Genomic DNA, 22,182 nt, shown 5'->3' on the forward strand with positions numbered 1-22,182 from the left:
ATCAGCGGTTAACCGTTAGCGGCATCTTGCACCGCTTCACCTGCGCTTTCTATGTCTTTACCGGCGCCTTCGATTGTTGCACAGGCACCTAAAGCACAGCTAAGTAACAATACCGTTAATATAGATTTGATATTTGAAACGTATGTTTTAACTTTCATTTTGCTTTCCTTCTAGGTTGTTAACTTTTTATGATCATAAATATTAAGCTGCGTATTTATTCTCGTTATTTGAGTATGGCGTAATTAAATATTTTCGCTGTTATTTTATCTAGTAACTGAGCTATGCACTGCTTTCATTAGATTCCGCTTTATTTGCACTTTTTTCAGTCGCTTTTGGGCTCAACATGGTATTTAGTTTTTCACCACCTTTAGCACCAAAATCTAGCGTTCGAATTGGAAACGGTATTAATATGTCAGCTTGTTCAAGCGATGACTTTATTTTTACTATCGCTTCATGCCTTGCTTGCATAAATCCAGTTTCGCCTGGGTAATCTATCCAAAACCAAACTAATAAATTGATACTGCTATCAGCAAAACTTTCAGCAAAAACTGCGGTTTCATCTTGTTTGATAACAAAGTCACATTTATTCAATGTTTCTACAATAACCTCTGCAGCCACTTCAGGATCGTCTGCATAAGATATACCTACAGGAACCTCTATGCGCCTAATACCATTAATACTGTAGTTGGTCAGTACGTTTCTAAACATGATCTTGTTTGGCACTACTTCTAATTGACCGAAAAAGGTTTCAACCAAGGTATTACGTAAATTAATGGTTTTAACGGTACCAAAAATTTCTTCTGTTTCTACAATGTCACCGATTTGAAATGGTTTTCTAATGCCCATGGCAATACCTGCAATCAGGTTTTCTGTCATGTCTTGGAATGCAAAGCCTATGGCTAAGCCAATAATACCTGCACCGGCTAATAAAGACGTTACAGTGCCTTGTAGACCCAGAAAGTCTAATGCGACAAAAATACCTGAAAGTAACACCACAACTTTTATAATTGATGATAGTAGGTCGGCAATTTGTATAGAGTCGAGTGCTTTTCTGAGCACTTTGCGGGTAACTTTCCCGACAATTCTGGCGATAATAGAAAATATAATGGCGATGAAAATTGCCACAACCAGGTTGGGCAGGTGTTGAATGCCTGTTTCTAACCAAAGTTGCAGCTTTTCGTTGATAAGTGGCCAGAATTTATCTAACTCAATTAATTTCATTGTTTTCCTTAATGTTGATGTTGTTTGCTTTAGTGCTCATTATTTATTGTTACTTGACCGTGTTATTGAATGTCGTCGTCATCAGAGTCAAACGGAATCGTTATATTGTTCATCTTCAACCTCATTGTATGCTGTACGCTTTAAAATTTAATTAACAATGGCTTTTTATAATCAAGAGTTATGCCACTACATAACTACTTGATAATATTGTTTTATATTTTATTGTTGGCAGATGGTTGCAAGTAACTGTGTAATTTTTACAGGGTAAATTGTTAAGCATGCAAGTGCAGAGGTAGCAGCATAAAAACAGAGTTTATTTCTCGTAATATTGTGTTTATTCTTCGCTACTAAATATATTTAATGATTTTTGCATCACTTCTATAGTTAAACATTGGCTTGAAAACACCTCGCCATCGATGACATATTTAAGTTCATGATTTGCATTTATCACGATTTTTTTAGCGTAAGCATGCTTACTTTGAATTGGCTGTGTTTGTTGAGTTAGCCCTGATAAAGCCAATTCAGCTAAGCTGAGCACATTGTTTGTTATATCTTGTTGAGGGTGTATCCAGGTAACATCAAGTAAACCATCTTTAATATTGGGTGCTCCTTTTCCCTGCGCTAATATGGTTGTAAATGGTGCGGCATTAGCGATAACTAAGCTGGTTGTTTTAATGGTTTGTTCAGGCGCTTCATCTAGCTTTACTTTCAAGTGTAATGTTTCGTTACTGCTTACGGCTTGCCAAAAAGCGTGCAAGTATGCGAATTGACCACCAGCATTCTTCTCTTCTCGGTTAGCGCTAGTAATCATTTTGTTTTCAAAACCTAAACCTGCTAACAGTAGCATTAGGTTGTCGTTACACTTTGCACTGTCAATTTTGGTTTTTTTACCGGCAATAATCACGTCACAGGCTGTACTTAGTGGAATAAATTTTGAGCTAATACCGTAAAGAACATGCGCAAGGGCGTTTGCTGTGCCCATGGGTAAAATTCCCATCGTAATATCTGTGTTGACGAGTTCTGTGGCAACTTCAGTTAATGTACCATCGCCCCCACAGGCAATAATTGTTTTTGCACCGTTTTTTATGGCTTGCTGGGTTAAGCTTCTAGCTGACGTTGTTTGAGTTGTTTCTAAAATATGGCAAACAAAATAAGGTGATAGTCGTTCAATAGTTTCTGCTTTATTTTCTAACCATTTGCCACCACCAGATACCGGATTTGCAATGATCCATATATGCTTTTGTTGCGAGCTAAGGCTATCTTTATTAAATTGCACTAATGCGCGTAGTTGGGCTTTATTGAGTCCTGCGGTAGTGCGTATACCGGTTATTTTGTCTAAAGCTTGAGCTACGGTTAAGTTTTTATTTTTACTTAATAAATATGCTGCCATCACCAAAACTGATCTGCCGCGCCCCAAAGCACAATGGATAACGACACCATGAGTATTTGAAAGTTGGTTTTCAATCCAATGAACCGCTTTTTGTAACTCTTCTGCTTTAGGGCTTTTATGATCTAATACCGGTAGATTGTAATAATCTAATGCTTCGCTCTGTGCTGTCCAATCTAAGCCGTCAAATTCAGCAGTAACGTCTAATATTGCACTAACGCCTTGTTGTCTTAAGTAAGGAATATCAGACGGAAAAAGTCGGCAGGCCAAAAACAAATTATGTTCAATTTTTTGAATAGCAGGTACCTTGTCATACTTTCTCGCCCATGCGTTATATAGCTGAGAGCCTAATAAAAAAGGAATAAAAAGCCACCTAATATAAAAAGGTATGCTGCCATTACTTTTTTTTCTGAAAATCCAAGGTAAATCAAAAATATAGGCTACACTCACAAGTGTTAAAGACAAGCCAATCCAAGCGAAAATAACCTTAATAAACAAACTGCTACTCAATAGAAATACTGCAACAGCTAAAATAGCGGCTATAAGGTAATATTTAACGATAAACATGAGTTTTCTCCTATTTTAGATCGTTAGTTCAGTTGAGCAACGTCAGTTAAAGTAGGGTTGCTTAAATAAATTTTAATTGAATACCAAAACCAATTCGTTGTTGATGATGGTTATAATCAACTAAAGAGTCGCCATAGCCATTAAAGTATTGCATTAGTAACTCGTATCTCTCACTTATTGGATATGAAAGGTTGAGTTCAACACTGCCTTTATTTTCACTGGTTTTTAGGTTGTTTCTTATTAAGGTAATGAGATTGAAACTTCCAAGTTTAGTACCATAGCCAAATTCTGTATGGCCTAAAAATGTGGTGATATCAGGATTATCGTCGCCAGTAGAATCAAAAGGATCATCTTTTGGGTCTTCCTTTATTCGATACCAGGCTTTTAGGTAATAAAATGAGTCTTCATCACTAAACATGGCAGAAGCAAAAATTCTGTTCCAGCTTCGTGAGCGTAAACCACTTTGACCATTTGACTGATGGCTTACGCCAAGACGAATTTGGTTAAATTTGAAACCAGCAAAAGTGAGTTCATTCCTCCAAGAGTAAAACAATTCAGGTTCATAATTGGTTTCTCTAAATGGCTTCGAAGCTTCACCATTGTATACTTGCCAATATGAAACAGCTGTAAAACCCATGTATAAGCCAGATGTGCTGTTTTCCATTTGGTATAACGGTAATTTAACGCTAATTTGGTATTTTGCTTCTATGTTATCAACATTTTCAGTATTTAAACCGGTAGCGCTGAGTGTGTTTGGATTACTCGCATAGGAAAATGGCAAAATATAATTTAGTCTATGCTGTGAAAATGCAAAAGGGTTAGCAATAGCTTTGTTAACAGCCTTCGATCTTTGGTCTAAAATTGAAGGCTGAGCTAAGTCATTAGAAACTTCTTCTGCACTCATGCTAAAGCTTATAATTAAAATAGCGCTTGTTAGTAAAGGTTTAATACTTTTTAAAATTTTAATCAATTTGACATCTCTGCTTGATATTGAGTTGCTAAGGCTATTTTTTGGCTAGCGCTTAGTTTTTTACCCGCTTGTTGAAAAAATTCTCTTTCTTCTTCAGCTAAGTGATGGGTAACTTTATGTTGTAATGCTTTCATGGTTTTTAACCAAACAGGCGAATCCATATCGGTTGTTTCTAGCTTGGCAATAAACTCATCTATCTCATGGTGTTCAGCAATAGCATGTCGAGCAAGCTCTATGGTTGTATCAAGCTCCATTAGCGGCATGTAAAAGTGACGTTCTTCGGCAGCAGAATGACGTTTTAATTGGTGTTTTAGGTCGATAAAAAAATCTCTTCGGCTTGCGGAGTTACCCGATGTCTCTACTAATGCTTTCATTAATAAACGTTGTTTTTCATGATCACTACTTAGTGCGGCAAAAATATCCATGGTGTCCCTCTTTTATCATCATTATTTTAAGTACTATTAATACTCAAAAAACTATTAAATAGATCACTTAACAAGGCTTTGCTAACGCGGTGATTAACTTAGCTTTTTGTGTAAAGTGATCTAACAGGCCTACTGTACTTTTACAGTAGGGAGAAATTAATGATTTGATATAAGCGAGATATATACCAGAATGTAAATATTGTTAAGTTGTTGTTTTTAGGGTGAATTTTTGGTGTATTTATCGTAGGCTATTTTATTTGTTTTAAATAAGAAGCAATATTTACACGCCGGTGAGTAATTATTTTATGATTGTGAGAATGAGCCTAACAAGCCGTTTGCTATATCAGGCTCTTTAAGATTTCTAGATTAATAGGTTTAAGTATCGCTTTATTAATGCCAGCTTGTTTCAAGGAAGGTTCAGCCACCGTGGCGCCACTGACTAATATTATCCTAATATTTGGGTGGGACTGTTTTATCGAATGGGCTAAATCTAAGCCACTTGCATCTGGTAGGTGCAGATCAAGTAATATTGTCGTCCAATTATTCTCTTTGATAAGTAGATCTTGGCATATTTGAGCCGTTTGGGCTTTTACAGCTTCAATACCCAGAGATTCAAGTAATAGCACGGTTACATCTGCGGCATCTTCATCGTCTTCAACCACTAAAAATCGCTGAACACTATTTTGTAATGCACTTGACTGGTTTTCTATGCTTAGGTAATTAGCTAAGCCTTGGTAAAGTTCGTTTTTGTCGATTGGTTTAGCAACAATATGGTTAAAGCCAAGAGCTAATAACTCTTGCTTTACACCTTTCATGGTTGCAGCGGTAACGGCAATAATAGCGTTATCTAATTTTAACGCTCTTATTTCTTTAATTGCACGTTTACCATCAAGCGTTGGCATATGAATATCCATCAAGATCAGATCAAAACAATGATTGTTTTCTTTGGCTGATTTACATTGCTCTATTGCTTGTAAGCCGTTAGATGCATAGCTAACCTTAAGGCCAAATGATTGACAAATTTGACCAATTAATTGCCTAATATCATCCATATCATCAACGACTAACACATGCCCTTGTAGTGGCGTAAGTGCGATAATCTCATGGCTTGTATGCTCTTGTTCAAAAGCCAGTAGAACACGTTCTTGATCAGCAATATCGCCAGGATCAATAGAAAAAATAAATTCGCTACCTTGATTAACCACAGAGTTAACTGTTATCGAGCCGCCCATATGTTGAATTAGCTCAGTACAAATGGATAATCCTAAACCAGCACCCTGCTCTTTTCTTGATATAAAGTCTTCAACTTGCTCAAAGGGTTTAAATATATTGCCTAACATTTGCTCTGGAATACCTTGGCCCGTATCTGCAACTGAAAACTTTATTAGCTCTTGCTCATTGATAAACTCAGTCCAGATAGTTAATGTTATTTGACCTGTTTCGGTAAATTTGATGCCGTTATGAATTAAATTGATTAGCACTTGGCGCAGGCGCACAGGATCGGAATATATTTGCAAAGGTAAGGCATTTTTTGCATGCATTTTTAATATCAAGCCTTTGTCGGCGGCATGCACTTGCATTAAACAAAAAATATCGGCGATAAAGCTGTCGACATTGATAGTAGAAAAATTATATTCGAGTTTACCCACGGCAATTTTTGATAAGTCGAGCACATTATTTAATAGGCCGAGCAAGTGTTGGCCGTTATTTAAAATAATGTTAAGTTCAGATTCTGCATGTGGCGCTTTGTTACTGTTTAGTAATATTTCGGTATAGCCCAGAATCGAGGTTAATGGTGTTCGAAGTTCATGACTTAAATGTGCAAGAAACCGGTCTTTTGACTGGTTTTGTGTTTCTGCGTTTATGCGTTCTAGTCGCTCGTTTTCTATTTCTTGTCGTGCCAAAGCATATCTTATAGCCCGAGCGAACCTCGCTGTGGTCATTTCGCTTTTTACAAGATAGTCAACAGCGCCAGCAGCTAAAGCAGATTGATCAAGCGCTTCGTCTGATTGTCCAGTTAGCATAATAATGGGTATTGAACAGCCGTCTTCTGAGGCCTTTTCTAATACGGTTAAGCCATTGTAAGCACCTAGTTGATAATCTAGTAGGCAAATATCATGCTTACCTAAATTTAGTTGTTCAAGTGCTTCTGTGGGGTTAGTCACCCAATCAATTTCAAAACTATGGGACGTTAACTGATTAAGGTATTCACTCGTAAGAATGAAGTCATCTTCGTCATCTTCAACAAGTAAAACACGAGCAATTGCTTTAGGATTTTTGTTCATATTTATTGGCTTTATAATTTACTCATTCGGTAATTCAACAAACTCTATCCAGTATTTTCCTAATGCTTTCATGAGTTCAACTAAGCCTTCAAAATTAACGGGTTTAGTAATGTACGAAGCAGCCCCTAAGTTATAACCTTTAACTTTGTCTTCTTCTTGCCCTGAAGTAGTGAGTATAACAACGGGAATATTTCGCAATTCTTCATCTGCTTTAATCTCTTTTAGCGCTTCTCTGCCATCTTTTCTTGGCATGTTTAAATCAAGGAGAATCAGTCCTGGTCTGGGTGATTTTTCAGGATCTGCATATTTACCTTCTCTTTTGAGGTATTCAAGCAACTCAACACCGTCTTCTACGCAATATAAGTTATTTCTAACTCGGCTTTCTTGCAAAGCGTCTTGGGTGAGAAGACGATCATCTTCATCGTCATCGGCCATTAATATAGTGAAAGGCTTGCCTGTACTATTAAGCATTAATATTTTCTCCGCTTAAATCAATTAAAGTATTATTAAAAGGTATTTCGATTTTGAAATTTGTTCCTTCACCTAAAACGCTTGTTGCTGAAATGTTACCTCCATGGCGTTCAACAATTCTTCTGCAAATTGCTAAACCAATTCCGGTGCCTTTATATTCAGTTCTGGCGTGTAGGCGCTGAAATGGTACAAATATTTTATCAGAAAACTCCTGCTCAAACCCTATACCATTGTCTTTTACAGTAATAACATGCCATTGTTCTTGGTTTGTTGTTTCTTGGCTATATTGTATTTTAATAACAGGTTTAACATCATTTTTTCTAAACTTAATAGCGTTAGAAATTAAATTAAGAAAAAGGTGGTGCATTTGGCTTGCATCAGCATTAATTTCGGGCATTTTATCTAGTGTAATTGTTGCGCCGCTTTCTTCGATACTAATTTCTATATCACCAATGGTATTTTTTATGAGTTGTTGTAAAGGAACATTTTTAAAAGGCTTTCCGCGTGTAGATATACGAGAAAATTCAAGTAGGTCATTGATTAAGTTTGACATTCTCTCTGCTGCATTTTTCATTCTATCAATGTAGTCAGCGCCCTTTTCGTCTAACAATTTGGCGTAGTTTGTTTGCAACCTGTCACCAAATGCTCTAATTTTTCTTAGCGGTTCTTGTAAATCATGTGATGCAACAAAAGCAAAGTCTTCTAGTTCACGGTTACTGCGCGATAATTCCTCAGAGTAAAGCGTAAGGTCTTTGGTGCGCACTGCAACTTTATGCGCTAAATCTTCATTTTGCTGTTCAAGCTGTAGACGATATTTTAATTCGCTTTTACTACTTAACCGTGCAAAAAAGGCTAACCCTAATAGTAATAGTGTACTGGTAATGCCTGAAATGGCGAAAGTAACTTTTGCTTCACGCTCGATTGTTGAAAGAATGGCAAACAGTGTATTTCGATAATTTATTTCCCGTATTTTTATATACTCTAAGTCTGCTCTAAACTCTTTATATAAGTCGCGACCTGTACCTGTCATTACTTGTTTTAACGCGCGCTTTTCTTTATCAGCTAATGCTAGTTCAACAGTTTTAATTAATTCATCGGTTTTTTGCTCTACTAAAATAAGTAAAGCTGCAATTCTTTCTGTTTGTCCTGGTACTTCAGAACGTAATTCTCTGGTATTAGTCAGTTGTTCATTTAGACTATTTAAGGCATCTTCATAAGGGGTTAAGTATTCTGGTATTTCAGTTAATAAATATCCTCGTTGGCCTGTTTCAGCCATTAATACTAAGCTATGTAGATTGTCTATCTCTCCAATAATATCGCCGGTATTGTATAAACTACTTTGCGTATTAGATAAATCTTCAATGGTTTTTATCGCTAAATAACCGTTGGTAATTATCATCATAACAACGATGCTTGAGATCAGTGCCCAATTAAATAATGTATTGTCGAAAAGTGTTTTAATTTTCATTTTTACTCATTTGCTGGTCAGTTAAGAAACCTGAAGTTTTCTGTTTGATTTTTACGGAAAATAATTAATCATCATGAGAGAATTCAGCAATATCTTGTAAATACTTGCTACAATCTTGGCAAGCATCAATTATTTTATTTACCGCGGCGATTGCTTTGTCTTTAGGCATATCGTTGTCGAGCACCATTTTTATCAACTCAGCTTGCATCGAAATTCTATTTAAAGGCGCACGAGTATCATGTATTAATTGATTAATATCGTTTTTTTCTTGATTCATGTTATTGCCTTTTTTATTGAAATTTTAGCCACTTATTAGGATGTTAATCGGTAAAGTCACCGTATGCATGTAATCTGTTGTATAAGGTTTTTGTACTAATACCTAGCATTTCAGCTGCTTGGGTTTTATTGCCATCAACTTTATTTAGCGTTACACGAATAAGTTCTTTTTCAAGTCCTTCAATGGTTTGGCCTGCCGAAATAGCAGATGAATTATTTGTGTTAGACGCGAATGGTGAGATAAAACTACTTGGTAATTGCATTACTTTTGTTGTCGGGTCACTCATAATAAATGCACGGTGTATTGCGTGTCTAAGTTCTCTAACATTACCTGGCCAAGGATTATTTTTTAATATATCTAACTGCGCGGTTGTCCAAATAAACTCGGCATCATTTTCATCGTTCAGTTGTTGTAAAAATACTTCGGCAAGTAAAGGAATGTCTTCTTTTCTTTCGCTCAATGATGGAATGCTAATTGGAAAAACGGCTAAACGATAATACACATCTTCACGAATAACTTTTCCTTCAGCTAACTCAGCCATTGTTCTGTTTGTAGCAGAAACAACGCGGCAATTAACCTTGATTTCTTGTGTGCCGCCGACAGGTGTTACGCGTTTGTTTTCTAATGCGCGCAATAAGTTTGGTTGCATGTCGATTGGCATTTCGGTTATTTCATCAAGAAATAGTGTACCGTGACCAGCTCGAACAAATACGCCATCTTTGCGGGCAACAGCGCCTGTAAATGCGCCTTTTTCATGACCAAATAACTCACTGCTAATGAGATCTTTCGATATCGCACCACAGTTAGTAGCAACGATGGGATCCGTTGCCCCAGTAGAAGCATGAATGGCATTCGCAACAACCTCCTTACCAACACCACTTTCCCCCATAAGCATAACGTTAGCAGAGGTTTTAGCTACTCGTTCAATCATGGTATAAAGCTCTTGCATAGGCTTTGACTCACCTACTAAGCAGCCAAAATGCAAGGTTGGCATTTTACTGTTGGTTTTTTTAGATTGTTTAGTTTTTCTATTGAGTGTTGCTTCAATATCTTCACGTTGCAGCGGTTTGACTATGTAGTTAACTTTTGGCCCACACAAACCGGCAAGCATACCTTTAACTGAAGGGTGACCAGTTATAAGTGTTATATAAGGGCTGAGGTTATTTTTTTGCAAAAAGTCTATCAGGTGTAAGCCGCTACCATCTGGTAACATGAAATCAAGCAAAACATGATCAAATTGCTGATTGGTTAGCCATTCCTCTGCTTCTTTTAAAGTAGATGCAACATAAACATCATGGCCAATAAATTCGATTATTTGACATGCAACTTCTGTAAATTCTGCATCGTCATCCACCAAAAGCACTTGTAGCATATTAATTTCCTTTGAACGTTACTAGGTAACGCTTTTTATAATCGTAAGATAGTAACAAATAACGTGAAATGTGACTAACAAAGTTAAATTGATAATTTATATTTTAATGTAGTAATATGCGTAGTTCATAAAATAAAAGGAGTATATCTCATGGAATTCAATAAGATAAAGTTACTTGGCTTGTGTTTTTCGTTTATAGCATTAATGTCAGGCTGTGCTACAGAAACCCACCAGGCAGTTGCTATAACGAAAGTCGAAGCAAGTAATACAGTTTACAGTGGCCCTAAATCAACTCTTGTATTAGGTGAATTTAATAATCGTTCAAATTATATGCAAGGGTTGTTTTCTTCCAATATTGACAAACTAGGGAATCAAGGGAAAACAATTTTAAAAACTCACTTGCAACAAACGAATCGTTTTAAGGTTGTTGATAGAGAAAACTTAGTAAACATGCAAAAAGAAGCAGAGTTGCTAGGTATTAAACAAGAAATTAAAGGCGCTCGTTATGTTATTAGTGGCGGTGTTACTGAATTTGGTCGTAAAGTAACTGGAGACAAACAGTTATTTGGTATTTTAGGTGCTGGGAAAAGCCAAATTGCTTATGCCAAAGTTTCACTTAACATTATTGATGTTCTTACATCAGAAATTATTTATTCAACTCAAGGTGCAGGCGAATTTCAGTTGAATGAAAGGCAGGTTGTAGGCTTTGGTTCTAAAGCTGGTTATGATGCGACACTTAATGGCAAGGTGCTAGATTTTGCGATTAAAGAGAGTATCAATAACATAACTAGAGATTTAGAAAACGGTACATTAAATTTCGTTTTATAATAAGAGAAACGTATGAAAAATAAAATATTAGCTATAGTCGTGACAGTTATATTGTTTTCTGGTTGTGCATCCAACAACTCTCAATATTATTGGGGAGAATATGAGGGGTTAGTGTACAAAACACATCATACACCAGGTGAAGTACCACCAAGTATTCAGATAGAATTATTGCAAACTGATATTGAGAAAGCTGCAGCAGTTGGTAAGCCCATTCCTCCAGGGGTATATGCTCATTTAGGACTGATGTACGCAGCAAATGGTAATAAAGAACTTGCTTTAGCGTCACTTACTAAAGAAAAAGAATTATATCCTGAATCATCAACGTTTATTGATGGTTTAATAAAACGTTCATTAAATAATAGCTAAAGAGTGGAACATGAATAAAAATATAATAAAAATCACCTTAATAGCAATTGTGTTGTTATCTGGCTGTGCTTCAGTTGAACCATATAACTATGATGCTTTAAAGCAAGAGGCTCCTAGATCAATTTTAGTATTACCTCCAATGAATAGCTCTGTTGAAGTTAATGCCCCTTATTCATATTTATCAACAATTTCACAACCATTAGCTGAGAAGGGATATTATGTTTTCCCCGTAACGGTTGTTGATACGTTCTTAAAAGAGAATGGCTTACCTACACCTGCTGAAATGAATGGTATTGCTTTAGATAAAATTGATGAAATTATTGGTGCAGATGCCGTACTCTATGTTGATATAAAAGATTGGGGTCAAAAGTTCCAAGTATTATCCTCCGTCACTGTAGTTCAAGGCCATGTGAAATTAGTATCAGTTAAAACTGGAGAGCTTTTATGGGATTCAATTATTAGTGCGCAATATAATCCAAATAGTAACAATGGTGGGGGCTTAGTTGGTGCATTGGTAGGTGCTGTGGTTTCACAAATCGCTGGTGAAATATCTGATAATTCACCGCAAGTGGCTAGGCTTGCAAATGCTGCTGCATTTAATCAAAAAAAACGTGGCCTATTGAATGGCCCGTATAAGATAGAAACAAAAAAATAAGCTAATTACTTTTGTAAAAAGATAATTTGATTGTCATAAAAGGCTCTTAATTAAATTTATGAGCCTTTTTTATGACGTTAAAAAACAGATCCCTTGGTTGATTGAAGAGATTAACTCTATATCTAGAGGGGGGTGTATTAGGGTGATAATTTTTTAACTGCTTAAGAATGTTTGAACGCTTTTTCAGTTATGTTTTTAAGTGAAATTATTCATATTGTTTGCGGATATAATTAGTCGGGTTTTGTTGAGTATGGCTAGGAGCAATACCTAAAGTTTACATGTTTAATAAGCCTGGTAGTTGGGGTGAAGCTCTAAATAATCACACCAAGAACTAAAATTTTGATAATTAAAACGTTTATCTGTAGCACTTATCCAACGCGATGAAGATTGTCCTTGTAATTTAAATTTTACTTTATGGCCATCAATAGCCACATAGCAGGCTAAAGGTTCAAAAGTTTCGTTTTTAATTTTTATACGTGCGAAACCATTTGAATCACTATAACTAATGGTTACTTTAGGTAATGCCAAAATAACCGGACTAAAAGTCAGCATTACAATATAAAAATAAATTTTTATTTTCATAGTTTAACTCTTTGTTTTTAAATTGTTTTAATCTCTTTTTTTTGACTGCCGTCAGAAAGTAATTAAAAATAACTGAAGATAATTTAATTATACCATTGAAACCTTCTTCGCGTGTCTCCATAACTATTATCACAACAAAACATGTGTCAAAAATGACAAAGATTAAAGACGCAGTAAAAAGAGACCCTATTCATGGCTAACATTACCCCGATTAAAAAAGAAACTCATCAGAATATTAAAATCGCTGCAAAACGTGATTTATCAAATGTATCAACTCAGCATATTGCGCCGATCACAGCACCTGAGTTTTCTCAAGCAGCCACGAGCTACCCAGTTGTTATTGTAAAAGATCAAGGAAGCGAGCGTTACCGTAGTGTTGTAATGTTAGGTTTAGAAGCTGGCGAAAACTTATATTACAAAGAAGATTCTTGGCAGGCAGTTTATGTGCCTCAAAGCATTTCAATGTCGCCGTTCTCTTTAGGTTTAGACCCTGAAAAAGAAAAAACATTAACCGCTTGTATCGATTTAGACAGTAAGTTTGTTGGTGAAGATAAAGAGCATGAGTTATTTGATGCTGAAGGTAACGACACTGAATTCTTTAAAGGTGTACAAGATTCACTAGGTCGTTTATACGACAATGAAGTAATGAACGAAAAATTCATTAAAGAATTAGTAGATAATGACCTATTACTAGAGCTTGAATTGAATGTAAACTTTGCTTCAGGTGAAACGAAAAAGTTAGTTGGCTTATACAGCGTTGACGAAAAGAAAATTCAAGCATTAAGCGATGAGCAAGTACTTGATTTCCATAAGCGTGGTTTATTTATCCCTATTCACGCAATGTTAGGCTCTGTTGGCCAAGTTAACCGCTTAGCACAACTGCGTAATCAAAGTGAATCTCCAGCTAAAGTAAGCGCTATTCGTTTTTCACCGGTAACCGCTGAAGCAGAAAAATAATTTTGCGGTAAAAGGTTTATAGAAAAGGACTTGTTGGTCCTTTTTTTTTGCTTAAAATTTAATGTATTACAAAGGCTAGTTTAATATTTAAACAAATTGGTATTAGTTGGTGAATCTATATTGAACGTCTGCTAGGATGATTTTAGCTGACGTTTTTTAATTGATATAGGGTTAGGGATTTATACCGTATGACTGTTCAGAAAAAATTACCAAGTGATATTGAAGAAAACATCCAAAATTTGGCGGGTGATATTTACCTGCAAATCGAAGATAAGATCACGGCACTATTAACGAGTTACAGTGAAAATATTGAAGTAACGCCTGAAGTGATCGCAGCACATCCGCATTATGCCGCCCTTGAAAAAGAACATCAGTCAGAACTATTATTGCTTTCGCAAAACCAAGAAGAAAAAAGTGCTGAACTGAAAAAATTAAAAGCTGAGCTAGAAGCGCAGCAAAGTAAGTTAGTAAAACTTCAAGAAGACCTTTCTAATGCAGAAAACCTGAACAATGCTAAGTTAACTGATTCTGAACAAGTTTTGAAAGAAAAGCTCACTGAAAATACACAGCTAGCGAAACAAGTTGCAACACTTAATAAAGAGAATACCGAGCAACAGCAAAAATTAGAATCATTAAATTTAACTGCTGAAAATACCACGCAATCACTAAATGAAATCGTTTTACAAAAAGACGCATTAGCCAAAAATGATAAAGCGAAAGCTGCAACACTCGCCGTTCAAAATCAGCAATACTCTGACTTACAGCTTAAGTTTGAACAGGTATCAAGCGAGCTAGAGTATTTAAAAGCAGAACAAGAGCAAAAATTACTTTCCAGTAATGAGCAATTAACCCATGAGCAACAACAAACAAATTTATTAAATGATCAAATAGCTGCTTTACAAGCAGAGCTTGAGAATAAACAAGTAAATAATGATAAGCAGCAAGCGGATATAACTCTAAAAGCACATGAAAATAATGATTTAAAGAAAAAAATTAACAGCCTTGAGCAAACCGTTAAACAAAATGAAAAAGCTGCGGGTGTTGCGAAACAGCAATATGAATTAGACAAAAAAGAGATTAATACTAGCTTGCTGAACGAACAACAAAAAAATGCCCAAGCATTAAAGTTGTCTTCAGATAATAATGAGCAAATAGTCAAAAAAATGCACGAGGTTGAACGAAGCAAGCAAGCTATTGAAAGTAAGCTTACTCAAGTAAACGAAGAACTAAGTTTGCAAAAAAATCAGCATCAGCAAGTTAAAGAAGCGGTAAAGTCGCTTGAGACGCAAGTTAAAAAAGAGCAAGCATTATCAGCCAAACTAAGTGATGAAAACTCACACTTAAAAACCACATTAGCAAAAACTGAGTCTGACCTAACTCATATCAAAGAGCAGCAAACTAAGAAAGTAACTGAGTTAACAAAAGCATTTGATAAAGCCGTGCTTGAGCAGGAAAGTTCGCAACAACTTATTACTCAATTAGAGCAAAAAAATACTGATAAATTAGAAAAGATTAACGAGCTGACTAGTCAAAATAAAAACGAGCAACTAAAACATAAGCTGTCGGTAGAAAAACAAGAAGAAAACCACAATAAAATGGTGACCGTGCATCAACGGGAATTAGCTAAACAGAATGAATTATATGTTGAGTTGCAGCGAAAAAGTGATACTGCATTAGCAGACTTGTCCTCACAGCTTGAAGAAAAAGTTAAGCGTGACACGCTTGAGTCAACTAAACTTGCAGAGATAGAGGTCTCTTATGCTAAGTCATTAGTAGATATAGCAAGTATCGAAAAAGATTTAGCTGAGAAACAGCGACAACTTACGGCGGTACAAACAGAGCTTGATGAAGACAGGAAAAAAACAGCAAATAACAGGCTTTTACATCAAGAAAATAAAGATAAACAAGAAGTAGAATATAATAAAGCGCGTGAAACAATAAAGTATCTTCGCGATGAAAATACTGAGTTAAATCGCAGATTAGATCAGCAAATTAGTGAACTTGAAGATAAGTTGACTGAGTATCGACTGCGCTTTGAGTATGCACAAAAAGAACTCACTAAAGTAAATAGGTAAGTAGCAGCGCACTGTTATTACCGTTATTTGCGAGTTATACCTAGCATTAATAGGCTTAGTCGTGCTGAGGTTAACACAAGCAAACAACTTACTTAAAAAGCGTGTTAATACTATTAATTACATACCGATGTAATTCGCATATTAATGTTGTATCGGTATATAATACTTTCCTTTTTATTCTAAATAACGAGACTCTACGTGGCGATTCACCTACCTTTTAATAAATTAAGTCAGTGGCAACAGGTGGCATTTTGTGCAGCGTTACTTGAGCGCATGATACCCAATTATCAAATGTTTTCAGAACATACAGAGTTTGGTAATTATAAGGTGTTAAGAAATCAATTAGACCTTGTTTGGCAATGGTTAGATAAAGCTAATCGCTGCAAGATTAATTACGATGCACAAATAGCGAAACTTGAAGAACAGGTACCAGATCCTGACCTTTTTGATTTTTTAGGCGTGTTTCCTGCCCTAGATAGCGCCATGGCGTTAATGTCTTTATTTCAAGCGATACAAGACCCTGAAGGTGATGGTTTTATCAATGTTAGCAAGCTTTCAGAAAACAGCGTTAGTTATTATGTTGAGCTAATTTTAGCCCAGGAAGTTGACGAAATTACGCCAGAAGAAGACGAAATAGTAATATCAGCGCAACAAATTTCAGCGCACCCTTTAATGCAATGGGAAATAGCGACGCAAAATGAATTATTTGATTTTTTAACCTCTGCGAGAGAAAACAAAGCCAGCTGTGTTAAAGCCAAAGTTCTGGTGTTAGAGGAAGGATTATCTAATTTAGGTATAGAAATAAACTTATAGATTAAGCTCAAACCTCGATGAGGTTGAGCCTATAAGAAGTTAAGGTAAAACGTTTTAATATTATGGATCGCTATGCCTGTTTTTAACTATCAAAGTATGACCATTATTCAGCGGCTGTTTTTGTTACGTACCGTTGCTATTGTTATTCAGCTACTCACTGTACTTGTTGTTTACTTTGTTATTTCATTACAAATAGCGTTGTTGCCTTTGTTGGCGGTCATTGCCGTTGAAGCCTTATTCCATATTTCAAGTATTGTTATTTTCAGGCGGCGCGATGCCGGTAATGTTGCCATAGTATTGCAACTTATTGCGGATGTGATTTTTTTAACGATTTTATTATCACTCAGTGGTGGAGCAAGTAATGCTTTTGTCTCACTGTTGTTGCTTCCAATCGTCATAGCAGCAGTTAGTTTACCAGCCAGTTATTTATTGTTTATTTCGCTTTCTGCTATTGCTTCATACAGTAGCCTACTGTTGTCATTACCTGAACACGCAATGCACCAAATGGATATGAATAATCATTTCATTGGAATGTGGGCAAACTTTTTGCTTTCAGTATTGGTGGTAACTTTTGTTGTTGGCGCTATGGCGCGTGTCATTACTAATAGAGAGCGCGCCATTGCACTACAACGTGAAGACCAGCTTAAAAGTGAACAATTATTAGCACTTGGTGTGGCATCGGCACAAGTAACACATCAAGTAGCAACACCACTCGCTAATATTCAACTTTTGTATGAAGAACTTGCTGAAGATTACCCTGAGCATGTTGCAATACGAGCTATGGCTCAGCCTCTTGCCGCGTGTACTGAACAATTAGGTTACTTTCGCACATTAGCCACCTCCATTCGTGAAAATAAAAAAATTCGAATATCTGTTGATGAGTTAATTGAACAACTGATTGATCAAGTCCACTTTCATTTTCCAGAACAAACATTGACACTTATCCAAACTGAAAAAATATACGCGACGATTGAATCTGACGCTATGTTGTTACCCGCATTACTCAACTTAATCCAAAATGCTACCCACGCAAATAAAGAAAATCAACAAAGAGAAATTACTCTTTCAGTTAGTCATCTAAATCAACAGCTTTTATTACAAATACGGGATTTTGGCTCAGGGATTGAAGCGAATATGAATAACGCCCAAAGAGCTTCGTTAGGCGAAAAAATTGTCTCTAGCGAATCGGGACTTGGTATGGCGGTATTTCTATCCAACTCAACCTTTCAACGTCTTGGCGGTAATTTACAATTAATCAACCATAACGAACAGGGCTGTATCGCGATAATTACATTACCTTTACGACTAGATAGTAAAGCTGAACAGCAATGAAAAAACTCCTTATTATTGAAGATGACGTTCCTTTCGCAGCCACGCTAGCTCGGCGCATGTCAAAGCATGGTTTTAGTTGTGAGCAAGTGCATCAAGCCAATAAAGCATTACATGCCTGTTTGCAGCAAAAGCCCGACTGTGTGCTGTTAGATATGAAGTTGGTATCTGACAATGGGTTAATGCTGATTAAACCTATTAGAGCCGCATTACCCAAGGTTAGGCTTGTTTTATTGACGGGTTTTGCAAGTGTAACCACTGCGGTTCAAGCTATGCGCCTTGGTGCTGACGATTATTTAGCAAAGCCGGTTAGTACCCAGATGTTATTAACGGCACTAGATTCTCCATTAACTAATCCTAAACAACCGCACAATGTTGCAGCATTAGATATTGATACTATGTCTGCTGAGCGTGTTGAATGGGAGCATATCAATCAGGTGCTGAGTAGTAATGCAGGTAATGTTTCAGCTACGGCTAGGCAGCTTGGTATGCATCGTCGAACTTTACAAAGAAAATTACAAAAAAAACCAGTATCAAAGTGATACTGGTATTAAATATTGATGACAGGGTGTAATCATCAACTTTTTTTAAAACTGATAATCGAGTGCAAAATATACATTACGGCCCATTGCAGTAAGTTTTTCCCCAACTTCAATATCACTGCCATTAGCGCGATTCACACCTGCTAAGTGATCATTGTAGTGTTTATCTAACAAATTATTTACGCCTAAACGTAACACAAAGCCACTACTAACAAAGTAATCTACTTGCCAATCAATAACAGCATAACCCGCAGATTTAATTTCATTGTTCAATACCGATACTTTATTTTGTGCGCTATATGCATGCAGTGCCAAGTTACTTTGCCAATTTTGATATTGGTAGTGTAAATTTATGCGAGTATTTAAGGGTGAGATTCGATATAAATTATCTTGAATATCATCACGCTTTCCACGTACATAACTCACCATACCAGAGAGCTTTAAATGTTGATTGAGTGGGTAATGCCAATTCATATCGGCGCCGTAAAGTGTAGCATCAATATTACTAAAACTTAGTGGGCTGCTATCTCCCATCATTCCTGCAACCATTTTTACACGCATGTCGGTGGATGGAGAGCCCTGAATATAGTCAGCTACTTTTTGATAGAACAGCTGTGGAGCAAGTGTTAATTTGTCGTTGTTATAAGAAAACCCAGCATTGAGTTGGTACGCCGTTTCAGGGTCTAAATTGATATTACCGACATAGGTTTTACCATCGGCTAAGCCTCCGGTTGCTTGCATAGGTACCCACAAATATCGCTCCTGATAACTTGGGGCTCGTTGCTTAATGGCTAAAGCGGCGTTTAACGATAAGGCTTTATTCCATTGATATTCACTATTTAATGCCAAATCAAACGTGGTATCAGATACGGCTCTATCAGTTGTATTGAACTCATCGCGTAAAGCGCTGATATTAGGGTTCATCATTGCCATTGAGTGCGATACTTTTCCGGCATCAGCACGGTTCTGCTTTAAGCGAAAGCCGATGGTATGCGAAAAGCTATCATTAGTTGGACTCCATTCTAAAAATAGAGAGTTCCGTTGGTCTTTAACATTATTAAAATTTTCAATGTTAAACATGGCGTTTTCAGGATTGGTGATCTCTGAATTATGTTTAGCACTGTAGCCTTCTAAGCCAAGTAACCAATCGCTGTTATTTAACGAAAACTTATAGTCGCTAGTTTGAGCTGTTGCGGTATTATAGCGATACATGGTGGGATTCATGCTAAGACGCTGGCTGAAGTTATCCATGCCGTGACTGGCGTCTTGGTAGCCTAATTGCCATTTAAATTGCCATTCATGAAGCGTTATTGCGCCATCAAGGTTATATCGGTCAGAATCTATATAATCAATATCCATTGGCAAAGCGGGCGTACCCGAGTTAAGCGTTTCTGCATGGTGCCATGTTGCACCAATATCCCAATGTTGGGCAAGGTGGCGTATATCGATACCGTACTGTTGTTTATCGTACTGTGTTGAAGTAATGGTATTACCATCACCATCTTGATAGTCATCACCGTTTTGGTCGGTTAAATAGAGTAAAACGGCGCTATTTTCATTACTGATGTTAACATCGCCGGCCAATGTTGTGGCTTCATTAATGTCATTGTAACTTAAGGCTATATCGCCGCTAAGGTTGGCAGCTTTATCAACCTCGGCCTTTTTTAAGTTAACCAACACTGCGCCACCAATAGTATCAATACCTGCGCTTATCGGGGCTATACCGCGATAAACGGCGACTGACTCCACTATAATCGGATTAATATAGGTTAGTGGAGCGTCCATCGCATTTGGTCCTGCGCCAATAATTTTTTGTCCACCTATGTTTTTCGATACTCGATCGCCAAACATGCCACGATATTGTGCAATGCCAGTAATGGGACCATTTTTATTGATATTTGCCCCAGGTACGGTTTTAAGCCAATCGGCGACATCGGGCATAACTAAATTACCTTCAGCAAATGCAGTATCCGACAGGCTTAACTTTGGCGCTTTAATCGTAATAACATCGATATTGTTTTTGTGCTGTTCTTCAGCCAGCGCAGTGGTGGTTATTACTGAAAAAATAATGGTAAGGCTTTGAGAGATTTTAGTTATTTTCATTACGACATTCCGAAAAATAAGTAGCATTAGCTAATAAAACGATTTTTACTGATGTAATGACTAAAAACAAAAGGAGTTAAGCAGAGTGCGACATTATGTCGCAGGGGAAGTTAATATAGTTCATGTTTAAAATTTTATATTGAGTCTGTCAGTAATTAAAATAATAAAATGATGGTCTTAGCTTTGAATAAATTTTTGCATAAATAAAAATCAAATCAAATCAAATCAAATCAAATCATCATAGTTTAGTTTTTCTATCGTTTATGGCTCTTTTTAAAGGTTACACCGTACTAAAGTTATTAGTGCTTATGCTCATTATTAGTTTAATAAACTTACCGTGTATAATCGTTAAATCTGCCTCAACTGTGGAGACATTAATTAAATAATGCGATTAAGCAACTGAAAAATTTGCATTGTTATAACGATCATATATTCTGTTTTTCACTATTTTGGTTGCTTTGCGCCAAGCTCATTTTAAAAAGGTATACTCATTGTTTTTTGAAGGTTCAGAGAAAAAAGCTGAAATTATTGTCGATGCAAAGCAAATTTCTTTAATGAATGACCTTGCCGATAGTTTTTGGCAAACGCTTGTACAATGTTGCAATGCCCACATACTATCTATGATTAAAAATGATGATTGCAAAGCGTTCTTGTTATCTGAGTCGAGCCTATTTATTTGGCACGACCGCTTATTAATTATTACTTGTGGAAATACCCGTTTGGTGCACTCAGTTGAATATTTTATTCAGCAAATTGGCATGGCGAAAATTAAACAAATATCCTATCAAAGGAAAAATGAGTATTTTGCTCATGCTCAACTAAGCAGCTTTGGCGATGATATTGCTTTACTTGGCCAATATACTAATGGGAAGGCATTTAGGTTTGGCGAATTAGACGGTCATCATAATTATATATTTCATCAAGAGAATGATTTTCAAGCCAGTAAAGCAGATAAATCGTACGAGCTTATCGCTTATCAAATTTGTCCAAAAGTTTCTGAAAAGCTTACAAATGTTGGACTAAGCGGGAAAGAAGTTAGAGAGTTTTTACAGCTAGATAGACTGTTAGCGGGCTTTATATTTGATGATTTTGTTTTTGAACCTTTTGGTTACTCTATTAATGCTATCAAAGGTAAACAGTTTTTAACCATTCATATAACGCCGCAAGCGAGCAGCAGCTATGTCAGTATCCAAGCTAATATTAACTTGATTGCACTTGCACCAGATTTTTTACGTATTTTAGCGCCAAAATCAATTGATCTCTTGAGTGTTAACGAAGAGGCTTTTAATCAATTAACTCAGCAGTACCTGCCCAAAGAATATATCAGTAAATCATTGTTTCAAAAAAAATTAAGTAATAATAATTTGGTTAGTTTTGCGAACTATATTTTACCGCAAACCGTATTTAGTGACGCCGAATCGCTTGATGTTAACGATGCAAGCCATGCGCTTTAATGTTTTACTTTTGCGAGGTATTACGTATTAATATC

Annotated in this window: 21 protein-coding genes; 9 read left to right on the forward strand and 12 right to left on the reverse strand. The window is 36.4% G+C overall.

What is annotated here, in order from left to right:
• Positions 1 to 8 precede the first annotated feature (8 nt).
• The 10 genes from B6A32_RS00225 to B6A32_RS00270 form a co-directional block, all read right to left on the reverse strand.
• Complete coding sequence (locus B6A32_RS00225; RefSeq protein WP_085300760.1) at positions 9 to 158, reverse strand: entericidin A/B family lipoprotein; 150 nt, start codon at positions 156 to 158, stop codon at positions 9 to 11.
• 121 nt (positions 159 to 279) lie between these two features.
• Positions 280 to 1,221 (reverse strand): mechanosensitive ion channel family protein, encoded by a 942-nt coding sequence (locus B6A32_RS00230; protein ID WP_085300761.1) that lies wholly within the window; start codon positions 1,219 to 1,221, stop codon positions 280 to 282.
• A 334-nt stretch (positions 1,222 to 1,555) separates the two neighbouring features.
• Complete coding sequence (locus B6A32_RS00235) at positions 1,556 to 3,175, reverse strand: diacylglycerol kinase family protein (protein ID WP_085300762.1); 1,620 nt, start codon at positions 3,173 to 3,175, stop codon at positions 1,556 to 1,558.
• Positions 3,176 to 3,236: 61 nt separating this feature from the next.
• Complete coding sequence (locus B6A32_RS00240) at positions 3,237 to 4,079, reverse strand: phospholipase A (protein ID WP_085301497.1); 843 nt, start codon at positions 4,077 to 4,079, stop codon at positions 3,237 to 3,239.
• A gap of 62 nt (positions 4,080 to 4,141) precedes the next feature.
• Positions 4,142 to 4,570, reverse strand: a complete 429-nt coding sequence (locus B6A32_RS00245; RefSeq protein WP_085300763.1) for a hemerythrin domain-containing protein — start codon at positions 4,568 to 4,570, stop codon at positions 4,142 to 4,144.
• 338 nt (positions 4,571 to 4,908) lie between these two features.
• Positions 4,909 to 6,855 carry a hybrid sensor histidine kinase/response regulator gene (locus B6A32_RS00250; RefSeq protein WP_085300764.1) on the reverse strand — a complete coding sequence of 649 codons (1,947 nt, stop codon included), beginning with the start codon at positions 6,853 to 6,855 and terminating at the stop codon, positions 4,909 to 4,911.
• A gap of 18 nt (positions 6,856 to 6,873) precedes the next feature.
• Positions 6,874 to 7,326, reverse strand: a complete 453-nt coding sequence (locus B6A32_RS00255; protein ID WP_085300765.1) for a response regulator — start codon at positions 7,324 to 7,326, stop codon at positions 6,874 to 6,876.
• Entirely contained in the window at positions 7,319 to 8,794 is a 1,476-nt protein-coding gene (locus B6A32_RS00260) for a sensor histidine kinase (RefSeq protein WP_085300766.1), read from the reverse strand. The genes B6A32_RS00255 and B6A32_RS00260 overlap by 8 nt, the downstream gene beginning before the upstream one ends.
• Before the next feature lie 64 nt (positions 8,795 to 8,858).
• Entirely contained in the window at positions 8,859 to 9,071 is a 213-nt protein-coding gene (locus B6A32_RS00265; protein ID WP_085300767.1) for a HAMP domain-containing histidine kinase, read from the reverse strand.
• Positions 9,072 to 9,114: 43 nt separating this feature from the next.
• The gene (locus tag B6A32_RS00270) at positions 9,115 to 10,443 is read right to left on the reverse strand and encodes a sigma-54-dependent transcriptional regulator (RefSeq protein ID WP_085300768.1); all 1,329 of its coding nucleotides are present in this window, start codon (positions 10,441 to 10,443) and stop codon (positions 9,115 to 9,117) included.
• Between the two features lie 150 nt (positions 10,444 to 10,593).
• Here B6A32_RS00270 and B6A32_RS00275 point away from each other — a divergent pair, with 150 nt between their 5' ends.
• Genes B6A32_RS00275 through B6A32_RS00285 form a run of 3 tightly spaced genes read left to right on the forward strand, consistent with a single transcriptional unit; the run spans position 10,594 to position 12,292 of the window.
• Complete coding sequence (locus B6A32_RS00275; protein ID WP_085300769.1) at positions 10,594 to 11,271, forward strand: CsgG/HfaB family protein; 678 nt, start codon at positions 10,594 to 10,596, stop codon at positions 11,269 to 11,271.
• Between the two features lie 12 nt (positions 11,272 to 11,283).
• The gene (locus tag B6A32_RS00280; protein ID WP_085300770.1) at positions 11,284 to 11,637 is read left to right on the forward strand and encodes a DUF4810 domain-containing protein; all 354 of its coding nucleotides are present in this window, start codon (positions 11,284 to 11,286) and stop codon (positions 11,635 to 11,637) included.
• Positions 11,638 to 11,647: 10 nt separating this feature from the next.
• Positions 11,648 to 12,292 (forward strand): DUF799 domain-containing protein, encoded by a 645-nt coding sequence (locus tag B6A32_RS00285; protein ID WP_085300771.1) that lies wholly within the window; start codon positions 11,648 to 11,650, stop codon positions 12,290 to 12,292.
• 282 nt (positions 12,293 to 12,574) lie between these two features.
• On the opposite strand, the gene B6A32_RS00290 is transcribed toward B6A32_RS00285, so the two are convergent.
• On the reverse strand, positions 12,575 to 12,874 hold the full coding sequence (locus B6A32_RS00290) for a hypothetical protein (protein WP_233131279.1): 300 nt from the start codon (positions 12,872 to 12,874) through the stop codon (positions 12,575 to 12,577).
• 192 nt (positions 12,875 to 13,066) lie between these two features.
• Here B6A32_RS00290 and B6A32_RS00295 point away from each other — a divergent pair, with 192 nt between their 5' ends.
• The 5 genes from B6A32_RS00295 (at position 13,067) to B6A32_RS00315 (ending at position 18,590) form a co-directional block, all read left to right on the forward strand.
• Entirely contained in the window at positions 13,067 to 13,831 is a 765-nt protein-coding gene (locus B6A32_RS00295; RefSeq protein ID WP_085300772.1) for a SapC family protein, read from the forward strand.
• Between the two features lie 188 nt (positions 13,832 to 14,019).
• Positions 14,020 to 15,906, forward strand: coding sequence for a coiled-coil domain-containing protein (locus tag B6A32_RS00300; RefSeq protein WP_085300773.1), 1,887 nt, complete (start codon positions 14,020 to 14,022; stop codon positions 15,904 to 15,906).
• Between the two features lie 198 nt (positions 15,907 to 16,104).
• Complete coding sequence (locus tag B6A32_RS00305) at positions 16,105 to 16,719, forward strand: YjaG family protein (RefSeq protein WP_085300774.1); 615 nt, start codon at positions 16,105 to 16,107, stop codon at positions 16,717 to 16,719.
• A gap of 72 nt (positions 16,720 to 16,791) precedes the next feature.
• Positions 16,792 to 18,051 (forward strand): sensor histidine kinase, encoded by a 1,260-nt coding sequence (locus B6A32_RS00310; protein ID WP_085300775.1) that lies wholly within the window; start codon positions 16,792 to 16,794, stop codon positions 18,049 to 18,051.
• Positions 18,048 to 18,590, forward strand: a complete 543-nt coding sequence (locus B6A32_RS00315; RefSeq protein WP_085300776.1) for a response regulator transcription factor — start codon at positions 18,048 to 18,050, stop codon at positions 18,588 to 18,590. Before B6A32_RS00310 ends, B6A32_RS00315 begins: the two co-directional genes overlap by 4 nt.
• 45 nt (positions 18,591 to 18,635) lie before the next feature.
• Here the strand turns inward: B6A32_RS00315 and B6A32_RS00320 are convergent, their stop codons facing one another.
• Positions 18,636 to 20,693, reverse strand: a complete 2,058-nt coding sequence (locus B6A32_RS00320) for a TonB-dependent receptor plug domain-containing protein (protein WP_085300777.1) — start codon at positions 20,691 to 20,693, stop codon at positions 18,636 to 18,638.
• Positions 20,694 to 21,184: 491 nt separating this feature from the next.
• Between B6A32_RS00320 and B6A32_RS00325 the strand changes: the two genes are divergently transcribed.
• Positions 21,185 to 22,147: an adenosylmethionine decarboxylase gene (locus B6A32_RS00325; RefSeq protein WP_158088432.1), complete on the forward strand. Its 963-nt coding sequence runs from the start codon at positions 21,185 to 21,187 to the stop codon at positions 22,145 to 22,147.
• Positions 22,148 to 22,182 lie beyond the last annotated feature (35 nt).

This window comes from Colwellia polaris, from assembly GCF_002104515.1.
Classification (GTDB): domain Bacteria; phylum Pseudomonadota; class Gammaproteobacteria; order Enterobacterales; family Alteromonadaceae; genus Cognaticolwellia; species Cognaticolwellia polaris.

Coding starts and splice junctions, on each gene's coding strand:
- B6A32_RS00225 (WP_085300760.1), bottom strand. CDS start 158: ATGAAAGTTAAAACATACGTTTCAAATATCAAATCTATATTAACGGTA.
- B6A32_RS00230 (WP_085300761.1), bottom strand. CDS start 1,221: ATGAAATTAATTGAGTTAGATAAATTCTGGCCACTTATCAACGAAAAG.
- B6A32_RS00235 (WP_085300762.1), bottom strand. CDS start 3,175: ATGTTTATCGTTAAATATTACCTTATAGCCGCTATTTTAGCTGTTGCA.
- B6A32_RS00240 (WP_085301497.1), bottom strand. CDS start 4,079: ATGAGTGCAGAAGAAGTTTCTAATGACTTAGCTCAGCCTTCAATTTTA.
- B6A32_RS00245 (WP_085300763.1), bottom strand. CDS start 4,570: ATGGATATTTTTGCCGCACTAAGTAGTGATCATGAAAAACAACGTTTA.
- B6A32_RS00250 (WP_085300764.1), bottom strand. CDS start 6,855: ATGAACAAAAATCCTAAAGCAATTGCTCGTGTTTTACTTGTTGAAGAT.
- B6A32_RS00255 (WP_085300765.1), bottom strand. CDS start 7,326: ATGCTTAATAGTACAGGCAAGCCTTTCACTATATTAATGGCCGATGAC.
- B6A32_RS00260 (WP_085300766.1), bottom strand. CDS start 8,794: ATGAAAATTAAAACACTTTTCGACAATACATTATTTAATTGGGCACTG.
- B6A32_RS00265 (WP_085300767.1), bottom strand. CDS start 9,071: ATGAATCAAGAAAAAAACGATATTAATCAATTAATACATGATACTCGT.
- B6A32_RS00270 (WP_085300768.1), bottom strand. CDS start 10,443: ATGCTACAAGTGCTTTTGGTGGATGACGATGCAGAATTTACAGAAGTT.
- B6A32_RS00275 (WP_085300769.1), top strand. CDS start 10,594: ATGGAATTCAATAAGATAAAGTTACTTGGCTTGTGTTTTTCGTTTATA.
- B6A32_RS00280 (WP_085300770.1), top strand. CDS start 11,284: ATGAAAAATAAAATATTAGCTATAGTCGTGACAGTTATATTGTTTTCT.
- B6A32_RS00285 (WP_085300771.1), top strand. CDS start 11,648: ATGAATAAAAATATAATAAAAATCACCTTAATAGCAATTGTGTTGTTA.
- B6A32_RS00290 (WP_233131279.1), bottom strand. CDS start 12,874: ATGAAAATAAAAATTTATTTTTATATTGTAATGCTGACTTTTAGTCCG.
- B6A32_RS00295 (WP_085300772.1), top strand. CDS start 13,067: ATGGCTAACATTACCCCGATTAAAAAAGAAACTCATCAGAATATTAAA.
- B6A32_RS00300 (WP_085300773.1), top strand. CDS start 14,020: ATGACTGTTCAGAAAAAATTACCAAGTGATATTGAAGAAAACATCCAA.
- B6A32_RS00310 (WP_085300775.1), top strand. CDS start 16,792: ATGCCTGTTTTTAACTATCAAAGTATGACCATTATTCAGCGGCTGTTT.
- B6A32_RS00315 (WP_085300776.1), top strand. CDS start 18,048: ATGAAAAAACTCCTTATTATTGAAGATGACGTTCCTTTCGCAGCCACG.
- B6A32_RS00320 (WP_085300777.1), bottom strand. CDS start 20,693: ATGAAAATAACTAAAATCTCTCAAAGCCTTACCATTATTTTTTCAGTA.